The organism is Pelagerythrobacter marinus (assembly GCF_034375205.1).
In the GTDB taxonomy this organism is placed as follows: Bacteria; Pseudomonadota; Alphaproteobacteria; order Sphingomonadales; family Sphingomonadaceae; genus Pelagerythrobacter; species Pelagerythrobacter marinus.
On sequence record NZ_CP139719.1, the window covers coordinates 2,173,475 to 2,196,551 of the forward strand.

Sequence of the window (23,077 nt, forward strand, 5' to 3'; positions counted from 1 at the left end):
ATGCCTTCTGCGCCGCCGCAATCGCGCAAACGAGAGCGGATCGCCTCGCGAATCGCGGGCGCGACACAGGGAAGCCTGTCCGATGGAAGGCATTTCTACCGCGGAGAAGGGCGGGAAGGAAGGGAAAATTCGGGGATTACAGGGGATTGATCTGCAATATATTGATTTTCCTAAGTATTTTCGACGCAAAGGCTCGCACAGACCACGCGAAAAGCCCCGCGATTTCACGCAGTTGCGCCGCCGGCGCGGCCCGTTCCCCGAAAATCCCCGGTCGTGCCTAGCGGCCGGTGTCGAGCGCGCTTTCGAGCAGCCAGTCGAGCGCGTCCTCGCGCGCATCGAGGGCCGCGCCCGCGGCCTCTTCCAGCACGGCGGCATCGGCGATCACCGTCACCCGCCCCCGGCCGATCTCGCACCGGGCGAAGACCCGGTCGTAGGCGATCCAGCACTTTTCCTGCGCCGTCGGATACCCGTCCACCGGGTGAAGCGTGCCGGCCAGCCGCACCGGCAGCGCGGCGTGATCGGTCGCGATCATGCGCTCGGCCGCGTCCTGCGCGGGGTCGTACCGCATCTCGAGCCCCCAGCGGCCGAGGATGGGGGAGAGGAGCGCGACGTCCTGCGGCCGCCGACGGTCGCCGATCGCGAAGCGCGAATGCGCCGTCAGCATCGGATCGGCGAAGAGCAGCGCGTGCCCGCCCGCGCGCACCCACCGGTCGAGCGCGACGTTCTCGTGCGGGGAGAGCGCACGCGGCTGCGCGAGCAGGAGCAGGTCGAGATCGGCGAGCGCCGGGCTGGCCGCCCCGTCCCCGCCCGCAAGCGTGTCGATCGGCATCAGGTCGAAACGCCGTTCGAGCGCGCTGCGGGTCCAGCCGGTGCGCGTTTCCAGGCTGAGCATCTCGGACATTCCGGCCGCTTCGGCCCAGTAGATCGGCAGCGTGGTGAACAGGCCCAGTTCCGCCCGCGCGCGGGTGCCGCCGGACAGGGCCCAGGCCGCCACGGCCAGCGCCAGGGCGCAGGCCCCGCCCAGCCACGCCAGCTTACTGCGGCGGGATCGCATCGTCCGCTTCGGGCATCGGCGGCATGGGCACGACCGGTCCCGGGGTTGCCGTTGCGCTCGCCTTCGGGTCGGGAACGACGCCGGCTTCGGCGAGGGGATCGTTCTGCTGGCTGTGCACCACCGGGCCGGCCGAGACGGTGGCCGCGGCCTCGGGCACGCTGCCCGCCTCGGTGCGGTTGGCCCGATCGGTGATGACATCGGCCAGGGCCAGGACCAGGACGATCCCGATCAGGCCCGACAGCCCGACCTGCAGCCGCTGGAACGAATCCGACCGCCCGCGGCCCGATCGCTCGACGGGCTGCCGCGCCGGGTCCGGGCGCCTTTCACCGATGATGCCGCCGATACCGCGCATGTCCCGAGGCTAGACCAACGCGGCCGCCAGTCAATCGCGTTCGAGCCAGTCGAAGGGCGGCAGGCCCTTCGATTCCAGCCATTCGCGGTTGTAGAGGGTGGAGAGATAGCGAAAGCCGGTGTCGCACAGGATCGTCGCCACTCGCGCGCCCTTGCCCAGTTGCCGGCCCAGCGCGACCGCCCCGGCGACGTTGATGCCCGACGAAAGGCCCAGGCACAGCCCCTCCTCGCGCAGGAGCCGGGCAACCCATTCGAGCCCTTCCTCGTCCGAGATGCGGAACTGGGTATCGATCGGTGCGCCTTCCAGGTTGGCGGTGATCCGGCCCTGCCCGATCCCTTCCGCGACCGAACTGCCTTCGGCCTTCAGCTCGCCATTGGCGTAGAAGTTGAACAGAGCGGCGCCGTGCGGATCGGTCAGCGCGATCGTGACGTTCTCGTCCCGCTCCTTCAGGCCCATGCCGACGCCGGCGATCGTGCCGCCGGTGCCCGCCGCACAGGTGAAACCGTCGATCCGCCCGTCCATCTGGTCCCACAATTCGGGCGCCGTGCTTTCCAGGTGCGCCTTGCGGTTGGCGGTATTGTCGAACTGGTTGGCCCAGATCGCGCCTTCGGTCTCCTCCGCCAGGCGGCGGCTGGTGTGGACGAAGTGGTTGCAGTCCGAATACTTGGTCGGCGGCACCAGGACCAGTTCCGCGCCCAGCGCGCGCAGGGTCGCCATCTTCTCGCGGCTCTGGTTGTCGGGCATGACGATGATCGTGCGATAGCCCAGGGCATTGGCGACCAGCGCGATGCCGATCCCGGTATTGCCGGCCGTCCCCTCGACCACGCAGCCGCCCGGCTTCAGCTCGCCGCGCGCCTCGGCATCGCGGACGATGCCCAGGGCCGCCCGGTCCTTCACGCTGGCGCCCGGATTGGCGAATTCGCACTTGCCCCAGATCTCGCAACCGGCCGCCTCGCTCGGCCCCTTGAGCAGGACGAGCGGCGTGTTGCCGATGAGATCGAGCGTGTCGGTGCGGGATGCAGGTGGTGTCATGGTGACCGAGCTAGGATCGCTTGCCCATCGGCGCAACGCATTTGCGGTTTGCGACTGCATACCGCGCCTAATGCCCGGCCGGGCGCGCCAGGCGCACCCGCCGCGGTGCGCGGTGCCGGCTCAGTCTTCCTGCGCGATCGCGACTTTCAGCCCGTCGAGGTCGGGCGTGAACGGGATCTGGCAGCCCAGGCGCGAATTGTCGTCGCGGTGGTCGCTCGATTCCAGCAGGTCGTCCTCGTCCTCGCTCATCTGCGGCAGCTTGTCGCGGAAGGACGGATCGACGTGGACGTGGCAGGTGGCGCACGAACAGCACCCGCCGCACAGGGCCAGCAGTTCGTCGAAGCCGTTGTCGCGGATCGCTTCCATCACGGTCAGGCCATCCTCGACGTCGATCGACGATTCTTCCCCACTGCGATTGACGACGATCAGCTTGGGCATTGCGCGTGTTTCCCTTATGGCGTGCGGCCGTGAACGGGCCGGATGCGCCGGCCTGCTAGGCAATCGCAGTGGGGAAGGCAAGCCGGGCGGATGGGACTGACAGCCGACCAGTTGCGCGAAGGGATCGATTTCGTTGCGGCGCGTGAAGCGCGGCTTGGCGCGGCGCTGGGCCGTGTCGGCTACCCCGATACCCGCATCCGCGAGCGGGGTTACCGCACGTTGTTGCGCACGATCGTGGGGCAGCAGGTCTCGGTCGCGGCGGCCACGTCGATGTGGAACAAGCTGGAAGCCGAACTGGGCGAAGACATTGCCCCCGATGCCCTGTTGGCGCGGGATTTCGACACTCTGCGCGCCTGCGGCCTCTCGCGCCAGAAGCAGGGTTATGCCCGTTCGCTCTGCGAAAGGGTGGTCAGCGGTGCGCTCGACCTCGACAACCTTCCGGCCGACGACGAGGAGGCGATTGCCGAACTGACGCAGATCAAGGGCATCGGCCGGTGGTCGGCCGAAATCTACCTGCTGTTTGCGGAGGGGCGGCCCGATATCTGGCCGGCCGGCGATCTGGCCGTTCAGGCCGGCATCGGCCGCATTCTGGACCTGCCGGAACGCCCATCGGAGAAGGAAACGCGCGCACTTGCCGAAGACTGGCGGCCCCATCGCGGCGCCGTCGCGATCCTGACCTGGCACTGTTACAACAATCCAGCCCTGTGAACCGTTCGTCGGTTTACGGATGCAATCCCTCCCCCGTTTGCAGTAGCGTGCCGACGCAGGAACAGGGGAGACAAAGACCATGCGTTCGCTTTCGAACATGCTCGCCGCAGGCGCCGCGCTCACCGCGCTGGCAATGACCTTGCCCGCCACCGCCACGGCCCAGGAAACGGAGACCACCTCGGGAATGACCAACCCGGCCCACGCCGCACCGCTGATCCCGCGCGAGGATCTTTTCGGCAACCCGACCCGCAGCGCCGGGCGCCTGAGCCCCGACGGCCGGTGGCTGAGCTGGCTCGCGCCGAAGGACGGGGTGATGAACGTCTGGCTCGCGCCCGTCGACGATCCCGCCGCCGCCCGCGCGATGACGAGCGCGACCGAGCGCCCGATCCGTTCCTATTTCTGGGCCCCGGACAGCCGCAGCCTGCTCTATATCCAGGACAAGGGCGGGGACGAGAACTTCCTGCTCTACGGCATCGACATCGCCAGCGGGCAGGAAACCACCCTGACCCCGTTCGAAGATACCCGGGTCCAGGTCGTCGGCACGTCGGAGAGTATCCGCGACCGGATCCTGGTCGGCCTCAACAATCGCGATCCGCGCTACCACGATGTCCACATGCTCGATCTCAACACCGGCGAACTGACCCTGGTGCTGCAGAACGACGCCTATGCCGGCTTCCTGGCGGACGACAATCTCGACTTGCGCATGGCGCTGCGCCCCAACGCGGCGGGCGGGATGGATTTCTTCCCGATCGTCGACGGCGAGATCGCCGACGAGCCGGCCGAAAGCACCGGGCTGGAAGATTCGCTGACGACCCAGCCGGCCGGTTTCACCACCGACGGCAAGACGATGTACTGGATCGACAGCCGCGGCCGGAACACCGCCGCGCTGATCGCGCAGGACGTTGCGACCGGCGAAAAGACCGTGATCGCGCAGAACGACAAGGCCGATATCGGCGGCGCGCTGACCGATCCGAGGACCGGCGAGATCGAGGCTTACAGCTTCACCTACCTGACCACCGAATGGACCGCGATCGATCCCGAGATCGGGAGCGCGCTCGACTGGCTCGACCAGCGGCTGGAGGGCGAGTTCGGAATCCAGTCGCGGACCGAGGACGACAGCAAGTGGGTGGTCTGGAACGACCCGCTGACCGCGCCGGTGCGGACGTTCATCTACGACCGCGAGGCGGGCACGCTGGAGGAATTCTACGTCAGCCGGCCCGAGCTGGAAGGCGCGCCGCTGCAGCCGATGCACCCGCTGGAGCTGACCGCGCGCGACGGGCTGACCCTGCCGTCCTACCTCACGCTGCCGCCGGGCTCCGACGCCGATGGCGACGGCGTTCCCGAGGCGCCGGTGCCGATGGTCCTGCTGGTCCACGGCGGCCCCTGGGCGCGCGACGGCTATGGCTACGATTCGCAGCACCAGTGGCTGGCCAACCGCGGCTACGCCGTCCTCAGCGTCAATTTCCGCGGCTCGACCGGCTTCGGCAAGGAATTCATCTCCGCCGGCGACCTCGAATGGGGCCGCAAGATGCACGACGACCTGATCGACGCGGTGGACTGGGCAATCGAAAGCGGCGTGACCGCGCCCGACAAGGTCGCGATCATGGGCGGTTCCTACGGCGGCTATGCCACGCTCGCCGGGCTGACCTTCACGCCGGAGAAATTCGCCTGCGGCGTGGACATCGTCGGCCCGTCCAACCTCGAGACCCTGCTGGAGACGATCCCGCCCTACTGGGCGCCGCTGGTCGAACAGTTCCACCAGCGCATGGGCGATCCCGACACGCCCGAAGGGCTGGCCCTGCTGAAGGAACGCAGCCCGCTCCATTCGGCGGACCGGATCACCAAGCCGCTGCTGATCGGGCAGGGCGCCAACGATCCGCGGGTCAAGCAGGCGGAAAGCGACCAGATCGTCGCCGCGATGCAGGAACACGGGATCCCGGTGACGTACGTGCTCTTCCCCGACGAGGGCCACGGGTTCGCCCGCCCGGCGAACAACATCGCCTTCACCGCGATCAGCGAGAATTTCCTCGCCACCTGCCTGGGCGGCCGGGCCGAGCCGATCGGCGACACCGTCGCCGCGTCCTCGGCGCAGATCGTCGAGGGCGAGGAATTCGTCCAGGGCCTGGCCGAAGCGCTCGCCGACTGACGCTTACGTAAAGTGCTGGCAAAAGCGGCCGCGCGGGGGTACCCATCCCCGCGCGGCCATTTTTTGCGGGAGAGGCACAATGGGCGATCGCAAGGCGATCTTCATCACCGGCGGCGGTTCGGGCATCGGGCGGGCCATTGCCCACCTGTTCGGCCAGCGCGGCTGGTTCGTGGGCGTGGGCGACATCGACACCGCCGGGATGGACCAGACGCTGTCGGCCATCGGCAACGGGTACACTTACGCCCACAAGTTCGACGTGCGCGACCGCGCCGCCTGGGACACGGCGCTGGACGCTTTCGCGACCGCGGCGGGCGGCCGGATCGACGTGGTCGCGAACAACGCCGGCATTCCGCTGGGCGGATCGCTGTCGGAAAACAGCACCGAGGAAATCGACCGCTGCATCGACATCAACCTGAAGGGCGTGCTCTACGGCGCGCAGGCTGCCCTGCCCTGGCTGGAGAAGACCGCGCCGGGCAGCTGCCTGCTCAACACGGCCAGCGCAGCGGGTATCTACGGGACGAGCGGGGCCTCGGTCTATTCGGCGACCAAGTTCGGCGTGCGCGGCGCGACCGAGGCGCTCGACGCCGAATGGGCCGAGCTGGGCGTCAGGGTCCGCAGCCTGTGCCCCGGCTTCATCGACACGCCCCTGCTCGAACATGCCCCGAACCAGCAGAGCAACGAGGCGATCCGCGACCGCGTGCGCGCCGCAGGGCTGGAGATCACCCCGGTCGAACAGGTGGCCGAAGCGGCCTGGGCGGCCGTCCATGGCGAGCGGCTTCACACCCTCGTCGGCCAGACCGCGCGGCGGCTGGCCTTCGGCGCGCGCTGGATGCCCGGCCGGGTGCGCAGGATGGCCCGCGCCACCGCGCGCCCGCTGGGGCAGTAGGCCGCCGCCTCAGAGCGCGTCGATCGCCTTCGCCATGTCTGCATCGCGCTGCGACAGGCCGCCCGCGTCGTGGGTGGTCAGGGCGATCTGTACCCGGTTGTAGACGTTCGACCACTCCGGATGATGGTCGGCCTTGTCGGCCAGCAGGGCGACGCGCGTCATGAAGCCGAAAGCCTCGTTGAAATCGGCGAACGCGAACGTCCGCTCGATCGCGTCGCCGTCGCGCGCCAGCGACCATTCGGGGTGCCGGCGCAGCAGCTCTTCGCGTTCGGAATCGGTCAGGCGGGCAACGGCCATTTCGTGTCTCCTTGTTAGGCCGGGCGCTTTCGCCTAACCCGCGCGACCATGCAAGCGCACCTCGCCGCGACCGATCTCGCCTGCCGCAGGGGCGAGCGGGTCCTGTTCCGCGGCGTCTCGCTCGCGCTCGGCCCCGGCGCGGCCTGCCGCATCGCCGGGCCCAACGGGATCGGCAAGACCAGCCTGATCCGCATTCTCGCCGGCCTGCTGCGCCCGCTCGCCGGCACGGTCGAACGGCGCGGCGCGATCGCCCTGCTCGACGACCGCCACGCGCTGGACGCGCAACTCCCCCTCGGCCGCGCGCTGGCCTTCTGGGCCCGGCTCGACCGCGCGGACGTGGGCCGGCAGGCCCGGCGCCTCGGCCTGGCGGGGCTGGAGGACGTGCCGGTCCGCTATCTCTCGACCGGGCAGAAGAAACGCGCCGCCCTCGCCCGCCTGGCCGCGCAGGGCGCGCCGGTCTGGCTGCTCGACGAACCGCTCAACGGCCTCGATGCCGAAGGCGCCGCGCTGTGCGAGGCGCTGGTCGCCGAACACTGCGCCGAAGGCGGCATCGCCGTGGTCGCCAGCCACCAGGTGATGGCGATGCCGGCCCCGGCCACGCTGGCGCTGGCCGACTTCGCCCTGCCCGGCCCGGCCGGCTCCCGCCAGGGGGAGACGGCAGCGTGAGGACGATCGCCGCCCTCCTGCGCCGCGACCTGGCCCGTCTCCTGCCCGGCGGGCGCGGCGGCGGGATGATGCTGCCGCTGCTGTTCTTCCTCGCCGTGGCCATGGTCTATCCCTTCGCCGTGGGGCCGGACGCGCAATTGCTGGCCGCCACCGGCGGGGGCGTGATCTGGGTCGCCGCGCTGCTCGCCGCGATCCTGCCGCTCGACCGGCTTCTGGCGGGCGACGTCGAACAGGGCCTGTTCGACCAGTGGGCGCTGCGCGGCATTTCGGAAGAACTGGTAATCGCCGTTCGCCTGTTCGCCCACTGGCTCGGCTTCGGCCCGTTCCTGATGCTGGCGGCGGTGCCCGCCAGCGCGCTCGTCGGGATCGACGGGGAAACCCTGATTCTGGTGGAACTGGGGCTGCTCGCGGGGACTCCCGGGCTGGCGGCAATCGGCATCCTGATCGCCTCGTTGACGATCGGCCTGCGGGGCAGCGCGGCGCTGGCCGGGCTGCTGGCGATCCCGCTGGCCGTGCCCCTGCTGGTGTTCGGCGCGGGGGCGCTTTCGGCGCCGGGCGAAGGCGGGCTGGCGCTGACCGGCGCGATCAGCCTCCTGCTCGTGGCCATCGCGCCTTTCGCCGGCGGCGCCGCGATCCGCGCCGCGCGCGAGGAATAGTCACGCCGCGCGCGTCAACCCACGCAGAAATGCCAAAGCCCCCTTCAGTCGTAAGGGGGCTTGTGCAGGCCCTTCTCGCTCAGCGTGAAGATCTCGTTGCCGGTTTCGGTAATGCCGATCGAGTGTTCGAACTGGGCCGAAAGGCTCTTGTCGCGGGTCACGGCGGTCCAGCCGTCCTTCAGCAGTTTCACCCACGGCCGGCCGAGGTTGATCATCGGTTCGATCGTGAAGAACATGCCCGGGCGCAGTTCGGGCCCGGTGCCTGCGGTCGCCGCGTGGACGACTTCGGGCGCATCGTGGAACAGGCGGCCGAGGCCGTGGCCGCAGAACTCGCGCACGACGCCATAACGGAACTGGCGCGCATGGGCTTCGATCGCGGCACCGATGTCGCCCAGGCGTGCGCCGGGCTGGGCCTTCTCGATCCCGATCATCAGGCATTCGTGGGTCACGTCCACCAGGCGCCGCGCCTTCAGCGGAACGTCGCCCACCAGGTACATGCGGCTGGTATCGCCGTGCCATCCGTCGAGCAGCGGGGTCACGTCGACATTGACGATGTCCCCGTCCTTCAGCGCCTTTTCGCCCGGGATGCCGTGGCAGACGACGTGGTTGATCGAGATGCAGCAGGAATGGGTATAGCCGCGATAGCCCAGCGTCGCCGGGACCGCGCCGCCCGCGAGCATGAGTTCGCGCACCTTGTCGTCGATCTCGGCCGTCGTCACGCCCGGCTGCATCAGCGGGACGATCGCGTCGAGGATGCTGGCCGCCAGCCGGCCGGCGCGGCGCATCCCTTCGAAGCCCGCTTCGTCGTGGAGCTTGATGGTGCCGTCGCGGATCACCGTGTCGCGGCTGTCGATCACCTGGTATTCGGTCATGCCCGGCGATGTAGGCGCACCGGCGCGCAATTGCCAGCTTATCGCGTGTCGGCTTGTGGGGGCCGTTCTATCGGGCGGCGAAGGCCGCGCGGTATTCGCTCTTCACCGCATCGAGCACCGCCGCGTCCACCGGGAAGTTCAGCTCGTAGGCACCTTCGGCATAAGGGCCGGCGACATAGGGGCCGAACCAGATCCCGATCCGGTCGAACGCGCGGCCGTTCGACGACCCGACGAGGACGGTGGCATCCTTCACGTGCTGGCAGCTGTCGAAGCCGAAATCGTCGCCGCCCGGACCGGCCGGCAGCGGCTCGCCCCGCCGCTGCGCCCGCTGCGCGTCGAGCGCCTCGCACAGCTTCTCGCCCAGCGCGTCGTCGAGCGCCTCGGCGGAGCGGAACATGTCCACCCCGTCCATCGCCCGCCCGGCCCGCTTGTCCCAGACCAGCGATTCGAGGCCGTACATCCCGTGCGCCCCGCCCGAATAGGTCGCGAACTCGCCCGAAAGCGAGAGGAAGCCGGGCGTGTCGGCGACGACTTTCCATTCGTGCGAATAGCTGTGCGGGCGATAGGGATAGTCGTTCGCCTCCGCCTGGGCGCGGTCGTCCCCCGCCTGCTCCTCCAGCGCGCTGCGGGCGTCTTCGCGCTTGCGATCGAGCATCGCGGCGAGATCGGGGATCGCCCCGGCCGCGGCGGGATAGGCATAGTCGAAGCTGTAGGTATCGTTCTCTTCCTCCACCGCGCTCGCGCCGCCGCCGGTGGCAGAGGCATTGGCCGTCGCGGCGCCCTGGGCGCCGACAGCTTGCGCGCCAGCACCCTCCTGCGAGACGCCCAGTTCCTCGCTCACCTCGTCGGGCGAGGAACAGGCGGCCAATGCGAGTGCAACCGGGATGGCGGCAATTGTGCGAAACGACATTGGATTTTCTCCCGCGAAAGGCGCTATCGGGCGAGTATGGGCCAGAACGCTACTCTCATTCAAGACGATCGCGGCCAGGACGCGATCCCGATCCACCTCGTCGGCAAGGACGGCTTCGAGGACTGGTCGCGCAGGCTTTCCGCCGGGCAGCGCGCCGCGCTCGCCGCGCAGCGTTTCGACGGCAGCGGGTTCCAGGTCGGCATCGTGCCCGATGGCGACGGCTGGTTCGCGGTGGGCGGCGTGGCCGACCCCGATTCGCTGTCGAGCTGGTGCATGGCCCGCCTGGCCGAGACCCTGCCCGCGGGCACTTATCGCCTTGCCGGGGGCGATCCCGGCCCCGCGGTCCACGGCTGGCAGACCGCGCAGTACCGGTTCGAACGCTATCGCAAGGAAGAGGAGCCGACCGGCCCGCGCGTGCTGCTGAGCGCGCAAGTGCGCGACATCGAACCGGCCCTGGCCGAGGCGCAGGCCGTGTGCCTGGTACGCGACCTGGTCAATACCCCGGCCGAGGACATGGGCCCCGCCGCGCTGGAGGAAGAGTGCGAGCGGCTGGCCCGGGCGCACGGGGCGAAGCTGTCCACCACCCGCGGCGACGCGCTGGAGCAGGGGTTTCCCATGGTCCACGCGGTCGGGCGCGCCGCCGCGCGCCACCACGCGCCGCGCCTGATGCACCTGACCTGGGGCAAGGAAAGCGATCCCGTGCTGGCGCTGGTCGGCAAGGGGGTCTGCTTCGATTCGGGCGGGCTGGACGTGAAGTCGTCATCGGGCATGTTGCTGATGAAGAAGGACATGGGCGGCGCGGCCCACGCGATCGCGCTGGCCGGGCTGGTCATGGGGGCGAACCTGCCGGTGCGGCTCCACCTGATCGTTCCCGCGGTCGAGAACGCGATCTCGGCCCATTCCTTCCGCCCGGGGGACGTGCTTTCCAGCCGCAAGGGGCTGACGGTGGAAATCGGCAATACCGATGCCGAAGGGCGCCTGATCCTGGGCGACGCGCTGACGCTGGCGAGCGAGCACGGCCCCGACCTGGTGATCGATTTCGCCACCCTGACCGGCGCGGCGCGGGTCGCCCTCGGGCCCGAATACCCGGCGCTGATGGCGCGGCGCGACGAAACGGCCGCCGCGCTGATCGAAGCGGGCAAGGCGCACGACGACGAACCCTGGCGCCTGCCGCTGCCCGAAGCCTATGCCGAGTGGCTGAAATCGGACATCGCCGATACCAACAATGCCCATGGCAATGCCTTCGCCGGGGCCAGCGTCGCGGGCCTGTTCCTCGACAAGTTCGTCGGCACGCTGGACGACGGCACGCCGATCGACTGGGCCCATTTCGACACGTTCGCCTGGCGCCCGACGCCCAAGCCCGGCCGGCCCAAGGGCGGCGAGGCCTATGGCCTCAGGGCCGCGTGGCACATGCTGCGCGCGCGCTACGCCGGCGGATGACCCGCGGGCGCCGCGCTTGCCCAGCGGCCCCGCAGGGGGTAAGCGCGCCGCACCCAGACTTTCGAGGTCCGCAAAAGAAACTCCCGTGACGCCGCAAGAACAATACCCGTTGCCCGAAGGCCCGATCGGCCTGAAGGGCCCGGTCGCGCGCCCCGCGCCCGGCACCCTGCCGCTGCGCGGCGACCTGGCCCATGTCGCCCTGGCGGGACGCTTCCTCGCCGCCCATTACGTCGTGCCCCAGCCGCGGACCGTCGGCCCGCAGGGGGCGGCCCTGCACCTGGCCCCGCGCGACGACAGCGAGATCCTGGCCGAGCTCGAGGCCGGGGCCGCGATCGAGGCGCTCGACTATGCCGGCGACTGGTGCTGGGCCACCTGCGGGCCGGACGGGCCGAGCGGCTACCTGCCGATCGGGCGGCTGGCGCAATGACCACCGCGGTCTTCGTCGATGGCGCGGCCGGGACCACCGGGCTGGAGATCGTCGAGCGGCTGCGCGGCCGCGACGAGTTCGCGCTCCATGTGCTGGAGGGCGGCCGGCGCAAGGACCCGGCGGCCCGGCGCGAGGCGCTGAACGATGCCGACATCGCGATCCTGTGCCTGCCCGACGATGCCGCGCGCGAGGCGGTGGCCCTGATCGATCCGGCTTCGGGCACCCGCGTGATCGATGCTTCCAGCGCCCACCGCACCGCCGCGGGGTGGGCTTACGGCTTCCCCGAACTGGTCGGCCGCGACACCATCGCCGCCGCCGCCCGGGTCAGCAACCCCGGCTGCTATCCGACCGGCTTCCTCGCGCTCGTCGCGCCGCTCGTGCGCGAGGGGCTGCTGCCCGCCGACTGGCCTTACACGGTCTACGCGGTGAGCGGATATTCGGGCGGTGGCAAGGCCCTGATCGAACGTTTTCGCGCCGACGGGGCGCCCGCCTTCCGCGCCTATGGCTACGACCTGGCGCACAAGCACCTGCCCGAGATGAAGGCCCACGCCGGGCTGGCGCGCGACGTGATCTTCGCCCCTTCGGTCGTGCCCGCCTATCGCGGCATGATCGTCGAGGTCCCGTTGCACCTGGGCGCGATGGAGGGCGAGCCGACGGCCGACCGGCTGCGCGATGCCCTGGCGCGGTTCTACGCCGGCTCCGAGGTGGTCGCGGTCGCCCCGGCGCGGGACGCCGACGGGCAGGCCACGGGCGAGCTGCTGCTCGAGCGCGAGGCCGAGCCGGGCGACGGCATGACGCTGCACGTTTTCGGCAATGCGGGCGGGTGGAACGCGCGGCTCGTCGCCGTTCTCGACAACCTCGGCAAGGGCGCCAGCGGCGCGGCGATCGAGAACCTCAACCTGATGTGCGGCCTTCCCGAGACCGCCGGCCTGCGCCTCGGTGCCTGATTTTTAGGCAGCGACTGGATTCCGATTGGGCAAACCGGCCTGCTCCGGGGCCGGCGCGATCGCACCCTTTCCCTGCGCGGCGGGCACTTTTTGCCATCTGGCACGCTTCTTGATTTGCGTGCCCGGGTAAGCGATGAGCCGGACCGGGCGGGCAAGGAACTCCGCACGGATCGGCACATTGCGCAGGGATCGAAGGCCACATGAAAAAGATCGAAGCGATCATCAAACCCTTCAAGCTCGACGAGGTGAAGGAGGCGCTGCACGAAATCGGCGTGTCCGGCATCACCGTGACCGAGGCGAAGGGCTTCGGCCGCCAGAAGGGCCATACCGAGCTCTATCGCGGGGCCGAATACGTCGTCGATTTCCTGCCCAAGGTTAAGCTGGAAGTGGTCGTGGGCGACGAGATCGCCGAACGCGTGGTGGAGGCGATCGCAGCCGCCGCGCAGACCGGTCGCATCGGCGACGGCAAGATCTTCGTTTCCACCATCGAGTCGGCGCTGCGGATCCGCACCGGCGAGAAGGACGACGACGCCATCTGAACCGCGCCCCGCGCGCACCCGTTCACCGCCCGAACCCGGGCAACCAAGAGGGAACCACATGTCCAAGGCCAAAGATGTCCTCAAGCAGATCGAGGAGCACGAGATCGAGTGGGTCGACCTGCGCTTCACCGACCCCAAGGGCAAGTGGCAGCACCTGACCATGACCGCCGCCATGCTGGGCGAGGACGAGCTGGAAGACGGGCTGATGTTCGACGGCTCCTCCATCGCCGGGTGGAAGGTCATCAACGAAAGCGACATGATCCTGAAGCCGGATCTCGAGCGGACTTACATCGATCCGTTCAGCGCCACGCCGATGCTGATCCTGTTCTGCGACATCGTCGAGCCTTCGACCGGCGACTGGTACGCGCGCGATCCGCGCTCGACCGCCAAGCGGGCGGAGAATTACCTCAAGAGCACCGGCATCGGCGACACCGTCTACGTCGGGCCGGAGGCGGAGTTCTTCATGTTCGACGACGTGCGCTTCGAAGACGGCTATGCCGGTTCGGGCTACGCGATCGACGACGTCGAGCTGCCGACCAACAGCGGCAAGGAATACGAGGCGGGCAACCTCGCCCATCGCCCGCGCGCCAAGGGCGGCTATTTCCCCGTCGCCCCGGTGGACAGCGCGGTGGACATCCGCGGCGAGATGGTCGCCACGATGACCGAGATGGGCCTCAAGTGCGACAAGCACCACCACGAGGTGGCCGCCGCGCAGCACGAACTGGGCCTGTTGTTCTCGACCCTGGTCGAAACCGCCGACAACATGCAGATCTACAAGTACGTCGTGCACCAGGTCGCCCATGCCTACGGCAAGACGGCGACTTTCATGCCCAAGCCGATCAAGGACGATAACGGCAGCGGCATGCACACCCACATGTCGATCTGGAACGAAGGCAAGCCGACGTTTGCGGGCAACGGCTATGCCGGCCTGTCGGACAACTGCCTCTATTACATCGGCGGCGTGATCAAGCATGCCAAGGCGCTGAACGCCTTCACCAACCCGACCACCAACAGCTACAAGCGGCTGGTCCCCGGGTTCGAGGCGCCGGTCCTGCTCGCCTATTCGGCGCGCAACCGCTCGGCATCGTGCCGCATCCCCTATGGCGCGGGCGACAAGGCGAAGCGGGTGGAATTCCGCTTCCCCGATGCGATGGCCAACCCCTACCTCACCTATTCCGCCCTGCTGATGGCCGGGCTGGACGGGATCCAGAACAAGATCCACCCGGGCGAGGCGATGGACAAGAACCTCTACGACCTGCCGCCGGCCGAGCTGGCCGACGTGCCGACCGTGTGCGGTTCGCTGCGCGAGGCGCTGGAGGCGCTTTCGGCCGACCACGACTTCCTGCTGAAGGGGGACGTGTTCACCAAGGACCAGATCGAAGCCTATATCGAGCTGAAGTGGGAAGAGGTCATGCGCCTCGAGACCACGCCCTGCCCGGTCGAATTCGACATGTACTACAGCGCCTGAGGCGCTGGACCCGATCACCACGGGACCCGATCACCGAGGGGGGCGTCCGGACGCGAGTCCGGGCGCCCTTTTGCATTGCGCGCCCTTTCGCCGGGTCGCGAACGGCGGGACGGCAACCGGCGGGCGGCGAACGGCCGGTTGCGAACGGCCGATTGCGAACGCCCGATTGCGAACGGGGGCGCCGGAGCCGGGCCACAAACCATTTTCCTACATGGCCATTTGTTGCCTACTTGTTCCGCCTCGAATCGCAATCGACGAGGTGCCCCGATGCAACGCAAGACGATATTCCACGCGGTCCGGCAGATGCTCGGCCGCGGCTTCCGCCAGCGCGAGGTCGAGGCGCTCGACGCCGCGATCGACGCCGCGGCCGGTACCGTGCCCGAGGCCGCGCCCCGCCGGGCCGGCGGAGGGCGCGAAAGCGGCGCGGAATTTTTTCCCCAGGACAGTGTAACACCCGGTCCATGTCTCCCCCCGGACCGCCCGCCGCGGACGATCGGCGCCGAGGGAATCGCACTGGTCAGGCGGTTCGAGGGGTGCGCCCGCAAACGGCTCGACGGGCTGGTGGAAGCCTACCCCGATCCCGGCACCGGCGGGGCGCCGTGGACGATCGGATGGGGCGCGACCGGGCCCGGGATCGGCCCCGGGACCGTCTGGACGCAGGAGCAGTGCGATGCGCGCCTGCTGCGCGACCTCGAGCGCCATGCCGCCGACGTCGCCGCCGCGATCGGCGATGCGCCGACCACGCAGGGGCAGTTCGATGCCCTCGTCTCCTTCCACTACAACACCGGGGCCATCGCCCGCGCCACCCTGACACGCCGCCACGTCGCCGGCGATCATGCCGCGGCCGCCCGCGAGTTCGCGCGCTGGAACCGCGCCGGCGGGCGGGTGCTGCGCGGCCTCGTGCGCCGGCGCCGGGCCGAGGCGCGCCTCTATGCCGGCGAGCGGCCGTGACCGGACCGGGCCGCCCGGCCGCGGTCAGTAATCGCGGCTGACCTCGGCCCGCACGCTCTCGCGCCCGATGGTCGAGACGCTGGCGAGCAGCGAGAGCCAGGAGGTGACGCGGAACTCGACCTCGGTCGCGCTGTAACCCTGCCCGTCGGTGATGATCTCGGCATAGAAGCGGCGGCCGAAGTTCTTGCCCACGGCCACTGCCGTCCCGCGGTCCAGCGCCGGGTCGGGCCCGACGATCCGCAGCCGGTCAAGCCCGATGGCGGAGCGCAGCTGGTTGATCGGGTCCAGCCCCCCGCCCCCGCGCAGCGAGGCGACCGCCGCGCCGAGCTGGAGCGCATCGGTGGCCGAGAGGTCGGCGATCGACCCGCCGAACAGCAGGCGGGCGAGGATCTCCTCCTCCGGCAGCGCGGGCGTGGAACTGAAGCTGATCTCGGGCTGCATGGCATTGCCCTGGACCTGGACGGTGACGTCGAGGCCGTCGCGCTCGGTCTCGGCGCGGATGTCCAGCCGCGGATCGATCGGGCCGGTCTCGTCGAACTCGATCTGGCCGCGGGTCAGCTCGAAACTGGCCCCGGCGAACGTGTACTCGCCGCGCACGACCTCGGCCTCGCCGCCGATCCGCGGATCGTCGGTCGTCCCGCGCACGCGCACGTCGGCGCGCCATTCGCTGTCCAGCCCCATGCCGTCGACATCGACGCGCGACGGGGCCCGGGCATCGATCAGGTATCGCCAGGGGGCGCTGGGGGCGGTGCGCGGCGCGATGTCGGCCGGGGCATTGACCTCGCGCGTGCGGATCTGCGGCAGGTCCTGCGCCTCGTCCATCGTGCCGAGCGACCAGCTCGCGCGGTTGACCAGCAGGCGGCCGGCGATCGTCCCGCCGATCCCGTCGGACACGATCCGCAAGGGGCCGGTGACCGTGGCGGACAGGCCGTTGGCGTCGAGGAGGCGCGCGTTGCGCGCGGCAATGCGGATGTCCATCTGCGGGCCGCGCTGGCCCAGGTCGCGCAAGGTCACCGTGCCGCTGCCCGAAACCGCGCCTCCGCCCGGCGCCGTGCCGGAAAAGCGGGTCAGGCGCAGGCGCGCGCCGTCAAAGTCGCCCCGCGCGCTGACCCCGGTGATATCGGTGCCCGACAGGCCGCTGCGCAGCCGCAGGTTGTCGCTCGCCAGCGATCCGCGCACTTGCGGGTCGGCCAGCGTGCCGCTGACGTTGGCGGCGACCGAAAGCGGCCCGGTCAGGTCGAAGGTGTCGATCGCGGCCAGGCGCCAGAGCGCGTCGGCCGGGCCGGCGAAGCGCAGTTGCGCGGCCAGGCTGCCCGCGCGCAGGCGATCGAACAGCGCCCCCGCTGCCGGCATGCCGGAGATCCGCCCCTGCAGGCGGCCGCGCCGCTCGCCGCCCTCGTCGATCACGGCGCGCGTTTCCAGCTGGCTCGCGCCCAGCCGCGCGACCAGCGACAGGTCCACCGGGCGCGAGGTGAGGACGAGCCCGGAACGCGTGAGCCCTTCGACCTGGACGCGCGCCGTGCCGGTCGGCACGCCGCCTGCCCCGGCGCTGAAATCGACCACCCCGGAGATCGTCCCGCCGAGGCCGAGATCGTCGGTCACCGCGTCCACCAGCGAAAGCGGCATTTCCGCCATCTTCAGCTCCAGCGCGGTCGGGCCGGTGCCGCCGAACCGGCCGGAGGCGATCGCGATCCCGTCGCCATAGCTCACCTGCGTCGGTTGCAACGTCCACCCGCCGCCCTCGCTGGCGAGGAGGACCGCGCGCCGCGGCATCGCGATGCGGCGCCCGGCGAAGAACCCGCGCGCGGCCACGGCGATGCGCTGCGATGCGATCTCGGCGTCGATCTGCATCCCCAGCCGGCTGCCGCGACGGCCGGTGAAGGCGACGTTGACGTCCCCCTGCCCGTCGCGCAGCTGGGCATCGGCCATCAGGCGGCCGAGGAACAGGGTGCCGTATTGCAGGCCCTGCGCGGTCATCTCGCCCTCGATCGTCGTGCTGCCTTCGGCCAGGAGACCGCTGGCGACGATGTCCGCCCGGCCGATCGCGATCGGGGTCGCGCCGCCGAAGCTGGCATTGCGCGCATCGATATCGACGTCGAACGCCTGCCCCCCGCCCCGCGGGGCAAACGCGATCGTGCCGTCGAGCCCGCCGCCCGCCAGCGCGAGGTCGCCCGAAACGCCCGCGTCGCCGAGCACGAGGTCGCCCCGCACGCTCGTTTCCCAGACGTCGAGCCGCTCGACCGCGATCCGCGTCGGTCCGCCGGCCGGCATCAGCAGTTCCAGCCGGCCGTCGAACGGGCCGAGCATCGATCCGCCCTCGGTATCGATCAGGAACCCGTCTTCGCTCGGCGCGATCGCGACCCGCACGTCCTCCAGCCCGGCCGCCGGCAGCGGATCGGCGAAGACCAGCGCGGCGCGCGGCCCGGCGCCGTCCAGCCCGGCCTCGACCGTGAACGGGCCATAGTCGGTGTGCGTGCCGCGCCCGGCGATCGTCGTCGTCCCGCCCTGGACGCGCCCGTCGAGCGCCAGTTGCAGCTTCTGCGAATCGACCGTGAGGTCGCGGAAGACGACCGGGCCGTCGGCACTCAGCCCCACGCCGCCGCGCACGGCGATCGTCGGGCCGGCGAGGTTGGCCAGCGTGGCGTTGGTCACGCTGCCGATCCGCCCCGCGAAGTTGGCGCGCAGCCGCCAGGGCACGCCGTCGGCGACGCGGAACAGGACCTTGGCCGTGCCGCTGGCGGAACCGACGTTGTCGAGCGGCAGCCCGCGCAGGGCCACCGGGCCGGCCAGCGCATAGGCGCCGGTGCGCGTCTCTCCACGCAGCGAGAACCGGGCGCTGGCATCGGGGAAGACCAGCCGCAGGTGGTCGGCCGCGATGCGGGTGCCGCTATAGGCCACTTCGCCCGACAGGCGCCCGCGCACCAGCCGCGGATCGAGCAGGTCGTTGCCGGCGACGACCTGCTGGACGCGCAGGTCCAGGGGCAGGGTCCAGCGGACCCCGTCGTAAGTCGCCGTGCCGTCCTGCACCAGCCCGCGCACCTGGGTCGTGCCGGAAACGAACCGGTCGACGACCAGGCGGTGCGCGATCGTCAGGTCGCGGAAGGCGCCATCGAGCGTGGCGACGATCCGCGCGCCTTCCACCCGCATGTCCGCCACCGGCGCGGCCTGTGCCAGGCGCAGGTCGAGCGCGAAATCGTCGAAGGCATTGCCGGCCAGGTCCACCGCCCCCTGCGCGTCGCCCACCAGCCCGCGGGCGCGCAGCGCGAGGTCGCCGTCGAGCACGCTGTCCTCCAGCGTGCCGAACGCGGCCAGCGAGACCGGGCCTGGAAGGAGATCGGCCAGCGGCCCGTCCAGCAATGGCGCGGGGCTTGCCTGCCCGACCGCGCCATAGCGGCCGGCGCGGTTGGTCAGGCGGAATGCGGCGAGGCGGTCGTCGTCCCGCTCCACCAGCAGCGCGCCGCGCCACTGGCTCCACGTGCCGTCGCCGGTAATGCGCGCGCGATAGCCGGCGTCGGCCCCCGCCAGCCCGGCGATGACCCCGTCGCGCGGCGCGCGATAGTCGAGCTCGAGGTCGAACCGGTCGCCGTCCGGCTCGGCATCGACCAGCAGGCGCAGCGTGTCGCGCTGGCCCAGCCGCCCCGCGGCATCGAGGAACACGCGGCCATCGCGAATGTCCGCCCGGGCAGACAGGTCCACCCGGTGCTCGGCATCGTCCACCACCCCGCGCGCGACGCGGAAGTTGTCCAGCTCCAGCCGGTCCACGCGAATGTCGAAATCGGGCAGGATCGGCGCGTCGGGATCGCCCGGCAGCAGCTCGGGCGCACGCAGCAGGGTCCCGCGGCGCGCGACGAGGTGGCGCACGTCGAGCCCGCTCCACAGCCAGTTCAGCGGCCGCCAGTCCAGCTCCGCCACCGGCACGGTGAGGAAGCGGCCTTCGGGGTCGGAGAGGACGAGGTCGTGCAGCGTCGCCTGGCCGTATATGTCCCCTTCGATCCGGCCGATCGCGATTCGCAGGCCGGACGCGGGCGCCACTTCGGCGATCCGATCGACGATGAAGCGCTTGCCGATCGGGCTGTTGAGCGCCGCCAGCGCGAGGACGACGAGCGCGACCATGCCCACCAGGATGCCGGCGGCCCAGCGCCCGGCCCGGCCCAGCCGCGAAGGGCCTGCCGCGCCCTCTTCGCGCGCGGGTGCATCGTCGGCGGCGGTGTCCGGCAGATCCTCCTCCGCCATCAGAAGGCCTGCCCCAGCGAAACGTAGACGGCCACGGCGCTATGGTCCGGCCCCGGGTTCAGCGGCACGCCCACGTCCAACCGGATCGGCCCGAAGCCGGTGTGATAGCGCACGCCCAGGCCCGCGCCGACGCGGAACGTCTCGAAATCGGGGAACGTGCTGGTGCTGACCGTCCCCGCGTCGATGAACGGCACGACCGACAGCGCGCCGTCGAACATGCCGGTCCTGATCCGCGCCTCCAGCGCGACTTCGGCCAGCGAGCGCCCGCCGGTCGGATCGCCCAGGTCGTCATGCGGGCCGATCTCGCGATAGCCGTAGCCGCGCACCGATCCGCCCCCGCCGGCATAGAGTCTGCGCGACGGCGCGATATTGGCGATCGCGGTCCCCTGGATCGTGCCGAAGCGCGCCCGGCCGGCGACCACCACGCTATCGCTCACCTGCTGGTAATAGCTCGCGTCGAACTGGCTGCGCAGGTAGAAGCTTTCGACCCCGTTGCTGCGCGAAACCTCGGGCGAGAGGCGCCCGGCGACGCGGAACCCCTCTTTCGGATCGAGCAGGTCGTCGGTCGTGTCGAGCTGGAGGAACAGCGGGATCGCGCCGACGAAATAGGTCTGGCGCGCCTGCTGCGGCGCATTGCCCGCGGTCGCCGGGCGTTCCCCGGTGGCCACTGCCTCGAACCCGACGCTCCAGCTGATCGGCTTCTGGAACAGGAGGGTGGAGGACCGCTCGTAGCTGGCGACGAAGGCGACGGTCCGCGCGTCGAAGGCCGGGCTGTCGATCGTGCTGGCATAGGCATCGACGTTGAGGATGCGGTCGCGCCCGCCGAAGTTGTTGCGCCGAAAGGTGATCCCGGCCAGCTGTTCCTGCGTACCGGCGATCCCGCGCACCCGCACCGCCCCTTCGGGCGGGAAGAAGTTGCGGTGTTCCCAGCTCCCCTCCAGCCGGAAGCCCTCTTCCGAACCGTAGCCGATCGCGCCGGCGATCGTGCGCAGCTTGGCCTTGGTCATCTCGACGTCGAGGGCGACTTCGCCCGGCGTTCCCGGCCCCGGCGGGGCGATTTCGCGCCTGGTGATCGTGACCGACGAAACGAGGCCCGTGGCCACGATCGCGCGGCGCAGGTCCTGCTCCAGGCTGCGCTGGTAGACATCGCCGCGGTCGAAGCGGGCGATCGTTTCCAGGTGCCGGCTGGAGAGGAAATCGGGCGAACCGCTGACCACCTCGCCGAACGCGTACTTGCCGTTCGGCCGCACCGGCATCGTCAGGTCTCCCTGCGCGCGGGCATGGTCGATCAGCAGCTCGGGCGCGTCGATCTCGGCGAAGGGATAGCCGGTTTCGCCCAGGGCCCGATCGAGGTCGAACTGCTCCTCCACGATCGCGTCGCTCGACAGCGGGTCGCCGGTGGCAATGTCGAAAGCGTCGCGCAGCGCGGCGGCATCGGGCGCCCGGGCCAGTTCGCCCAGGTCGATCGCGCCGAAGCTATAGCGCTCGCCCGGCACGATATCGAAGCGGACCTGCGCGCCTGCATCGTCCGCCGCGCCGCGCCGGCCGGGCGCGCCGACGATGCGGATCACCTCGGCATCGTAATAGCCGTAGACCTGCAGCAACTGGCCCAGCAGTTCCTCGTCTTCCCGCGCGCGGGCCGCGAGCTGGGCGATGTTGTCGTCCTCGTCGTCGTCCTGCAGCTCCTCGACGGTGGACAACGCCTCGAACCGGTCGGCGAAGGCGTCGCGCATCGGGAAGGCGTCCTCGTCGGTCGGGAAGCCGAGCGCGAGCTCCGGCCCGAGCGAGACGACCTCCATTTCCGGCCCGCCGCGGAAGAACTCGCGGTCGATCTGCGCGAACTCGATCTCCTCGTCCCCGGCGAGCGGTTCGGGCCGAGGGATCGGCGTCTGGTCGGGCCAGGCGACCTCGATCGCTGGATCGTCCACCAGCGGGGAGGCGGGATCGATCGCGGGCGCCTGCTCCGCGCTGGCGCGCGCTTCGGGCTCCACCCCCTCGCGCGCCCAGGCTTCCGGGTCGTCCACCGCCGAATCGGGGATCAGGTCCTCCAGCCCCGGCGGGGCCTGGCGATCCTGCGCGAGCAGCGCGTGGGGAGCGGTGGCGAGGCCGAGCGCCGCGATCGCGGCGGCGACCCTATTCGACCATGCGATACTGGCTGGCGGTGCCATCCTTGGCCGGCCGGGCCGCGGCGGGCGAATCGCGGCGCCCGCCGACGGCGGCGGCGATGAGAGCGTCCTGCTCTTCCCGGCCGAGGCGGCGCCAGCCGTCGGTGCCGAGGCGCTCCAGCGGGCGGAAGCGGACCTTGTACTGCATGCTTTGCGATCCCTCGACCCAGTACCCGAGGTAGACATAGGGCAGGCCTTCCTCGGCAGCGCGGCGAATGTGATCGAGAATGATGTACGTACCAAGTCCAGACCGCGCCTCATGCTCCGGGTCGTAGAAACTGTAGATCATCGACAATCCGTCGCCCTGGCGATCGGTCAGGCACGCTCCGACAAGGCGACCCGGCCCCGAACCGTCGGATGGTTCCCGATATTCAGCAACATAACTGCTAACCGGGGTGTGTTCCACCATGTCTGCAAAATCGAGTTCGTCCATCGACGCCATCCCGCCGCCCGGGTGGCGCACGCCGAGGTAGCGCTGGAGCAGTTCGAACTGTTCGTCGGTCGCCCAGGGACGGCACTCTGTCACTTCGAGGTCGCGGTTGCGCCGCGCGATCCGCTTCTGCGAGGACGAGGGGGCGAACGCGTCGGCCACCACGCGCACCGAGACGCAGGCCTGGCAGTCGAGGCAGCTGGGGCGATAGGCCACCGTCTGGCTGCGGCGGAACCCGATCCGGCCGAGCGCCTCGTTCAGCTCGTCCGCGTTCGGGCCCTTCAGCTCCGTGAAGACCTTCCGCTCGCTGCGCCCCGGGAGGTAGGGGCACGGCGCCGGGCTGGTCACGAAGAAGCGGGGGAAACGAACGGGGGCCGTCACGACTGGGGCTTTACCTCTCTCGGCTGGAACGGACGCTTTGCGAGCACGAACCGACTATGCCGACATGTGCGGCCGGGTA

At 70.4% G+C, this 23,077-nt stretch carries 21 protein-coding genes; 11 read left to right on the forward strand and 10 right to left on the reverse strand.

Going from position 1 to position 23,077, the window contains the following annotated elements; genetic code table 11:
- Window positions 1-277: 277 nt before the first annotated feature.
- The 4 genes from T8T98_RS10680 to T8T98_RS10695 form a co-directional block, all read right to left on the reverse strand.
- A complete protein-coding gene (locus T8T98_RS10680) occupies window positions 278-1,054 on the reverse strand; it encodes a GldG family protein (protein ID WP_251105200.1) in 777 nt (258 codons plus the stop codon).
- On the reverse strand, window positions 1,035-1,406 hold the full coding sequence (locus tag T8T98_RS10685; RefSeq protein ID WP_160733784.1) for a hypothetical protein: 372 nt from the start codon (window positions 1,404-1,406) through the stop codon (window positions 1,035-1,037). The genes T8T98_RS10680 and T8T98_RS10685 overlap by 20 nt, the downstream gene beginning before the upstream one ends.
- Window positions 1,407-1,436: 30 nt before the next feature.
- Window positions 1,437-2,438, reverse strand: coding sequence for a cysteine synthase A (locus tag T8T98_RS10690; protein ID WP_160733785.1), 1,002 nt, complete (start codon window positions 2,436-2,438; stop codon window positions 1,437-1,439).
- Between the two features lie 120 nt (window positions 2,439-2,558).
- On the reverse strand, window positions 2,559-2,876 hold the full coding sequence (locus T8T98_RS10695; protein WP_160733786.1) for a 2Fe-2S iron-sulfur cluster-binding protein: 318 nt from the start codon (window positions 2,874-2,876) through the stop codon (window positions 2,559-2,561).
- Window positions 2,877-2,966: 90 nt separating this feature from the next.
- Between T8T98_RS10695 and T8T98_RS10700 the strand changes: the two genes are divergently transcribed.
- The 3 genes from T8T98_RS10700 (at window position 2,967) to T8T98_RS10710 (ending at window position 6,616) form a co-directional block, all read left to right on the forward strand.
- Window positions 2,967-3,584: a DNA-3-methyladenine glycosylase family protein gene (locus tag T8T98_RS10700; RefSeq protein ID WP_160733787.1), complete on the forward strand. Its 618-nt coding sequence runs from the start codon at window positions 2,967-2,969 to the stop codon at window positions 3,582-3,584.
- A 79-nt stretch (window positions 3,585-3,663) separates the two neighbouring features.
- Window positions 3,664-5,730: a S9 family peptidase gene (locus T8T98_RS10705; protein WP_322295671.1), complete on the forward strand. Its 2,067-nt coding sequence runs from the start codon at window positions 3,664-3,666 to the stop codon at window positions 5,728-5,730.
- A gap of 79 nt (window positions 5,731-5,809) precedes the next feature.
- On the forward strand, window positions 5,810-6,616 hold the full coding sequence (locus tag T8T98_RS10710; protein ID WP_160733788.1) for an SDR family oxidoreductase: 807 nt from the start codon (window positions 5,810-5,812) through the stop codon (window positions 6,614-6,616).
- Window positions 6,617-6,625: 9 nt separating this feature from the next.
- On the opposite strand, the gene T8T98_RS10715 is transcribed toward T8T98_RS10710, so the two are convergent.
- Window positions 6,626-6,913 (reverse strand): 4a-hydroxytetrahydrobiopterin dehydratase, encoded by a 288-nt coding sequence (locus T8T98_RS10715; RefSeq protein WP_160733789.1) that lies wholly within the window; start codon window positions 6,911-6,913, stop codon window positions 6,626-6,628.
- A 48-nt stretch (window positions 6,914-6,961) separates the two neighbouring features.
- On the opposite strand from T8T98_RS10715, the gene ccmA reads away from it, so the two are divergent.
- A complete protein-coding gene (gene ccmA, locus T8T98_RS10720) occupies window positions 6,962-7,579 on the forward strand; it encodes a heme ABC exporter ATP-binding protein CcmA (RefSeq protein WP_251105199.1) in 618 nt (205 codons plus the stop codon).
- Between the two features lie 65 nt (window positions 7,580-7,644).
- The gene (locus T8T98_RS10725) at window positions 7,645-8,235 is read left to right on the forward strand and encodes a heme exporter protein CcmB (RefSeq protein WP_251105956.1); all 591 of its coding nucleotides are present in this window, start codon (window positions 7,645-7,647) and stop codon (window positions 8,233-8,235) included.
- 44 nt (window positions 8,236-8,279) lie between these two features.
- Here T8T98_RS10725 and map read toward each other — a convergent pair whose 3' ends face one another.
- Together map and T8T98_RS10735 are read right to left on the reverse strand one after the other, a co-directional pair.
- Complete coding sequence (gene map / locus T8T98_RS10730) at window positions 8,280-9,107, reverse strand: type I methionyl aminopeptidase (RefSeq protein ID WP_160733792.1); 828 nt, start codon at window positions 9,105-9,107, stop codon at window positions 8,280-8,282.
- Window positions 9,108-9,174: 67 nt separating this feature from the next.
- Window positions 9,175-10,017 (reverse strand): DUF4163 domain-containing protein, encoded by an 843-nt coding sequence (locus T8T98_RS10735; RefSeq protein ID WP_251105198.1) that lies wholly within the window; start codon window positions 10,015-10,017, stop codon window positions 9,175-9,177.
- 36 nt (window positions 10,018-10,053) lie between these two features.
- On the opposite strand from T8T98_RS10735, the gene T8T98_RS10740 reads away from it, so the two are divergent.
- From T8T98_RS10740 to T8T98_RS10765, 6 genes are all read left to right on the forward strand, one after another.
- Window positions 10,054-11,457: a leucyl aminopeptidase family protein gene (locus T8T98_RS10740; RefSeq protein ID WP_160733794.1), complete on the forward strand. Its 1,404-nt coding sequence runs from the start codon at window positions 10,054-10,056 to the stop codon at window positions 11,455-11,457.
- Window positions 11,458-11,542: 85 nt separating this feature from the next.
- Window positions 11,543-11,884, forward strand: coding sequence for a hypothetical protein (locus T8T98_RS10745; protein ID WP_160733795.1), 342 nt, complete (start codon window positions 11,543-11,545; stop codon window positions 11,882-11,884).
- Window positions 11,881-12,831, forward strand: a complete 951-nt coding sequence (gene argC / locus T8T98_RS10750) for an N-acetyl-gamma-glutamyl-phosphate reductase (protein WP_251105197.1) — start codon at window positions 11,881-11,883, stop codon at window positions 12,829-12,831. Before T8T98_RS10745 ends, argC begins: the two co-directional genes overlap by 4 nt.
- 200 nt (window positions 12,832-13,031) lie before the next feature.
- A complete protein-coding gene (locus tag T8T98_RS10755) occupies window positions 13,032-13,370 on the forward strand; it encodes a P-II family nitrogen regulator (protein WP_160733797.1) in 339 nt (112 codons plus the stop codon).
- 58 nt (window positions 13,371-13,428) lie between these two features.
- Window positions 13,429-14,838: a type I glutamate--ammonia ligase gene (gene glnA / locus T8T98_RS10760; protein WP_160733798.1), complete on the forward strand. Its 1,410-nt coding sequence runs from the start codon at window positions 13,429-13,431 to the stop codon at window positions 14,836-14,838.
- A gap of 267 nt (window positions 14,839-15,105) precedes the next feature.
- On the forward strand, window positions 15,106-15,789 hold the full coding sequence (locus tag T8T98_RS10765) for a lysozyme (RefSeq protein WP_251105196.1): 684 nt from the start codon (window positions 15,106-15,108) through the stop codon (window positions 15,787-15,789).
- 24 nt (window positions 15,790-15,813) lie between these two features.
- On the opposite strand, the gene T8T98_RS10770 is transcribed toward T8T98_RS10765, so the two are convergent.
- From T8T98_RS10770 to T8T98_RS10780, 3 genes are read right to left on the reverse strand one after another with little or no spacing between them, the layout of a single operon-like run.
- Window positions 15,814-20,022: a translocation/assembly module TamB domain-containing protein gene (locus tag T8T98_RS10770; protein WP_251105195.1), complete on the reverse strand. Its 4,209-nt coding sequence runs from the start codon at window positions 20,020-20,022 to the stop codon at window positions 15,814-15,816.
- Window positions 20,022-22,190, reverse strand: a complete 2,169-nt coding sequence (locus T8T98_RS10775; RefSeq protein ID WP_251105194.1) for an autotransporter assembly complex protein TamA — start codon at window positions 22,188-22,190, stop codon at window positions 20,022-20,024. The genes T8T98_RS10770 and T8T98_RS10775 overlap by 1 nt, the downstream gene beginning before the upstream one ends.
- Window positions 22,156-22,998, reverse strand: a complete 843-nt coding sequence (locus tag T8T98_RS10780) for an arginyltransferase (protein WP_251105193.1) — start codon at window positions 22,996-22,998, stop codon at window positions 22,156-22,158. The genes T8T98_RS10775 and T8T98_RS10780 overlap by 35 nt, the downstream gene beginning before the upstream one ends.
- Between the last annotated feature and the right edge of the window lie 79 nt (window positions 22,999-23,077).

What these genes read in the sequence shown, in the direction of transcription:
- T8T98_RS10680 (WP_251105200.1), bottom strand. Translation starts at nt 1,054, where the DNA reads ATGCGATCCCGCCGCAGTAAGCTGGCGTGGCTGGGCGGGGCCTGCGCC.
- T8T98_RS10685 (WP_160733784.1), bottom strand. Translation starts at nt 1,406, where the DNA reads ATGCGCGGTATCGGCGGCATCATCGGTGAAAGGCGCCCGGACCCGGCG.
- T8T98_RS10690 (WP_160733785.1), bottom strand. Translation starts at nt 2,438, where the DNA reads ATGACACCACCTGCATCCCGCACCGACACGCTCGATCTCATCGGCAAC.
- T8T98_RS10695 (WP_160733786.1), bottom strand. Translation starts at nt 2,876, where the DNA reads ATGCCCAAGCTGATCGTCGTCAATCGCAGTGGGGAAGAATCGTCGATC.
- T8T98_RS10700 (WP_160733787.1), top strand. Translation starts at nt 2,967, where the DNA reads ATGGGACTGACAGCCGACCAGTTGCGCGAAGGGATCGATTTCGTTGCG.
- T8T98_RS10705 (WP_322295671.1), top strand. Translation starts at nt 3,664, where the DNA reads ATGCGTTCGCTTTCGAACATGCTCGCCGCAGGCGCCGCGCTCACCGCG.
- T8T98_RS10710 (WP_160733788.1), top strand. Translation starts at nt 5,810, where the DNA reads ATGGGCGATCGCAAGGCGATCTTCATCACCGGCGGCGGTTCGGGCATC.
- T8T98_RS10715 (WP_160733789.1), bottom strand. Translation starts at nt 6,913, where the DNA reads ATGGCCGTTGCCCGCCTGACCGATTCCGAACGCGAAGAGCTGCTGCGC.
- ccmA (WP_251105199.1), top strand. Translation starts at nt 6,962, where the DNA reads ATGCAAGCGCACCTCGCCGCGACCGATCTCGCCTGCCGCAGGGGCGAG.
- T8T98_RS10725 (WP_251105956.1), top strand. Translation starts at nt 7,645, where the DNA reads ATGATGCTGCCGCTGCTGTTCTTCCTCGCCGTGGCCATGGTCTATCCC.
- map (WP_160733792.1), bottom strand. Translation starts at nt 9,107, where the DNA reads ATGACCGAATACCAGGTGATCGACAGCCGCGACACGGTGATCCGCGAC.
- T8T98_RS10735 (WP_251105198.1), bottom strand. Translation starts at nt 10,017, where the DNA reads ATGTCGTTTCGCACAATTGCCGCCATCCCGGTTGCACTCGCATTGGCC.
- T8T98_RS10740 (WP_160733794.1), top strand. Translation starts at nt 10,054, where the DNA reads ATGGGCCAGAACGCTACTCTCATTCAAGACGATCGCGGCCAGGACGCG.
- argC (WP_251105197.1), top strand. Translation starts at nt 11,881, where the DNA reads ATGACCACCGCGGTCTTCGTCGATGGCGCGGCCGGGACCACCGGGCTG.
- T8T98_RS10755 (WP_160733797.1), top strand. Translation starts at nt 13,032, where the DNA reads ATGAAAAAGATCGAAGCGATCATCAAACCCTTCAAGCTCGACGAGGTG.
- glnA (WP_160733798.1), top strand. Translation starts at nt 13,429, where the DNA reads ATGTCCAAGGCCAAAGATGTCCTCAAGCAGATCGAGGAGCACGAGATC.
- T8T98_RS10765 (WP_251105196.1), top strand. Translation starts at nt 15,106, where the DNA reads ATGCAACGCAAGACGATATTCCACGCGGTCCGGCAGATGCTCGGCCGC.
- T8T98_RS10770 (WP_251105195.1), bottom strand. Translation starts at nt 20,022, where the DNA reads ATGGCGGAGGAGGATCTGCCGGACACCGCCGCCGACGATGCACCCGCG.
- T8T98_RS10775 (WP_251105194.1), bottom strand. Translation starts at nt 22,190, where the DNA reads ATGGCACCGCCAGCCAGTATCGCATGGTCGAATAGGGTCGCCGCCGCG.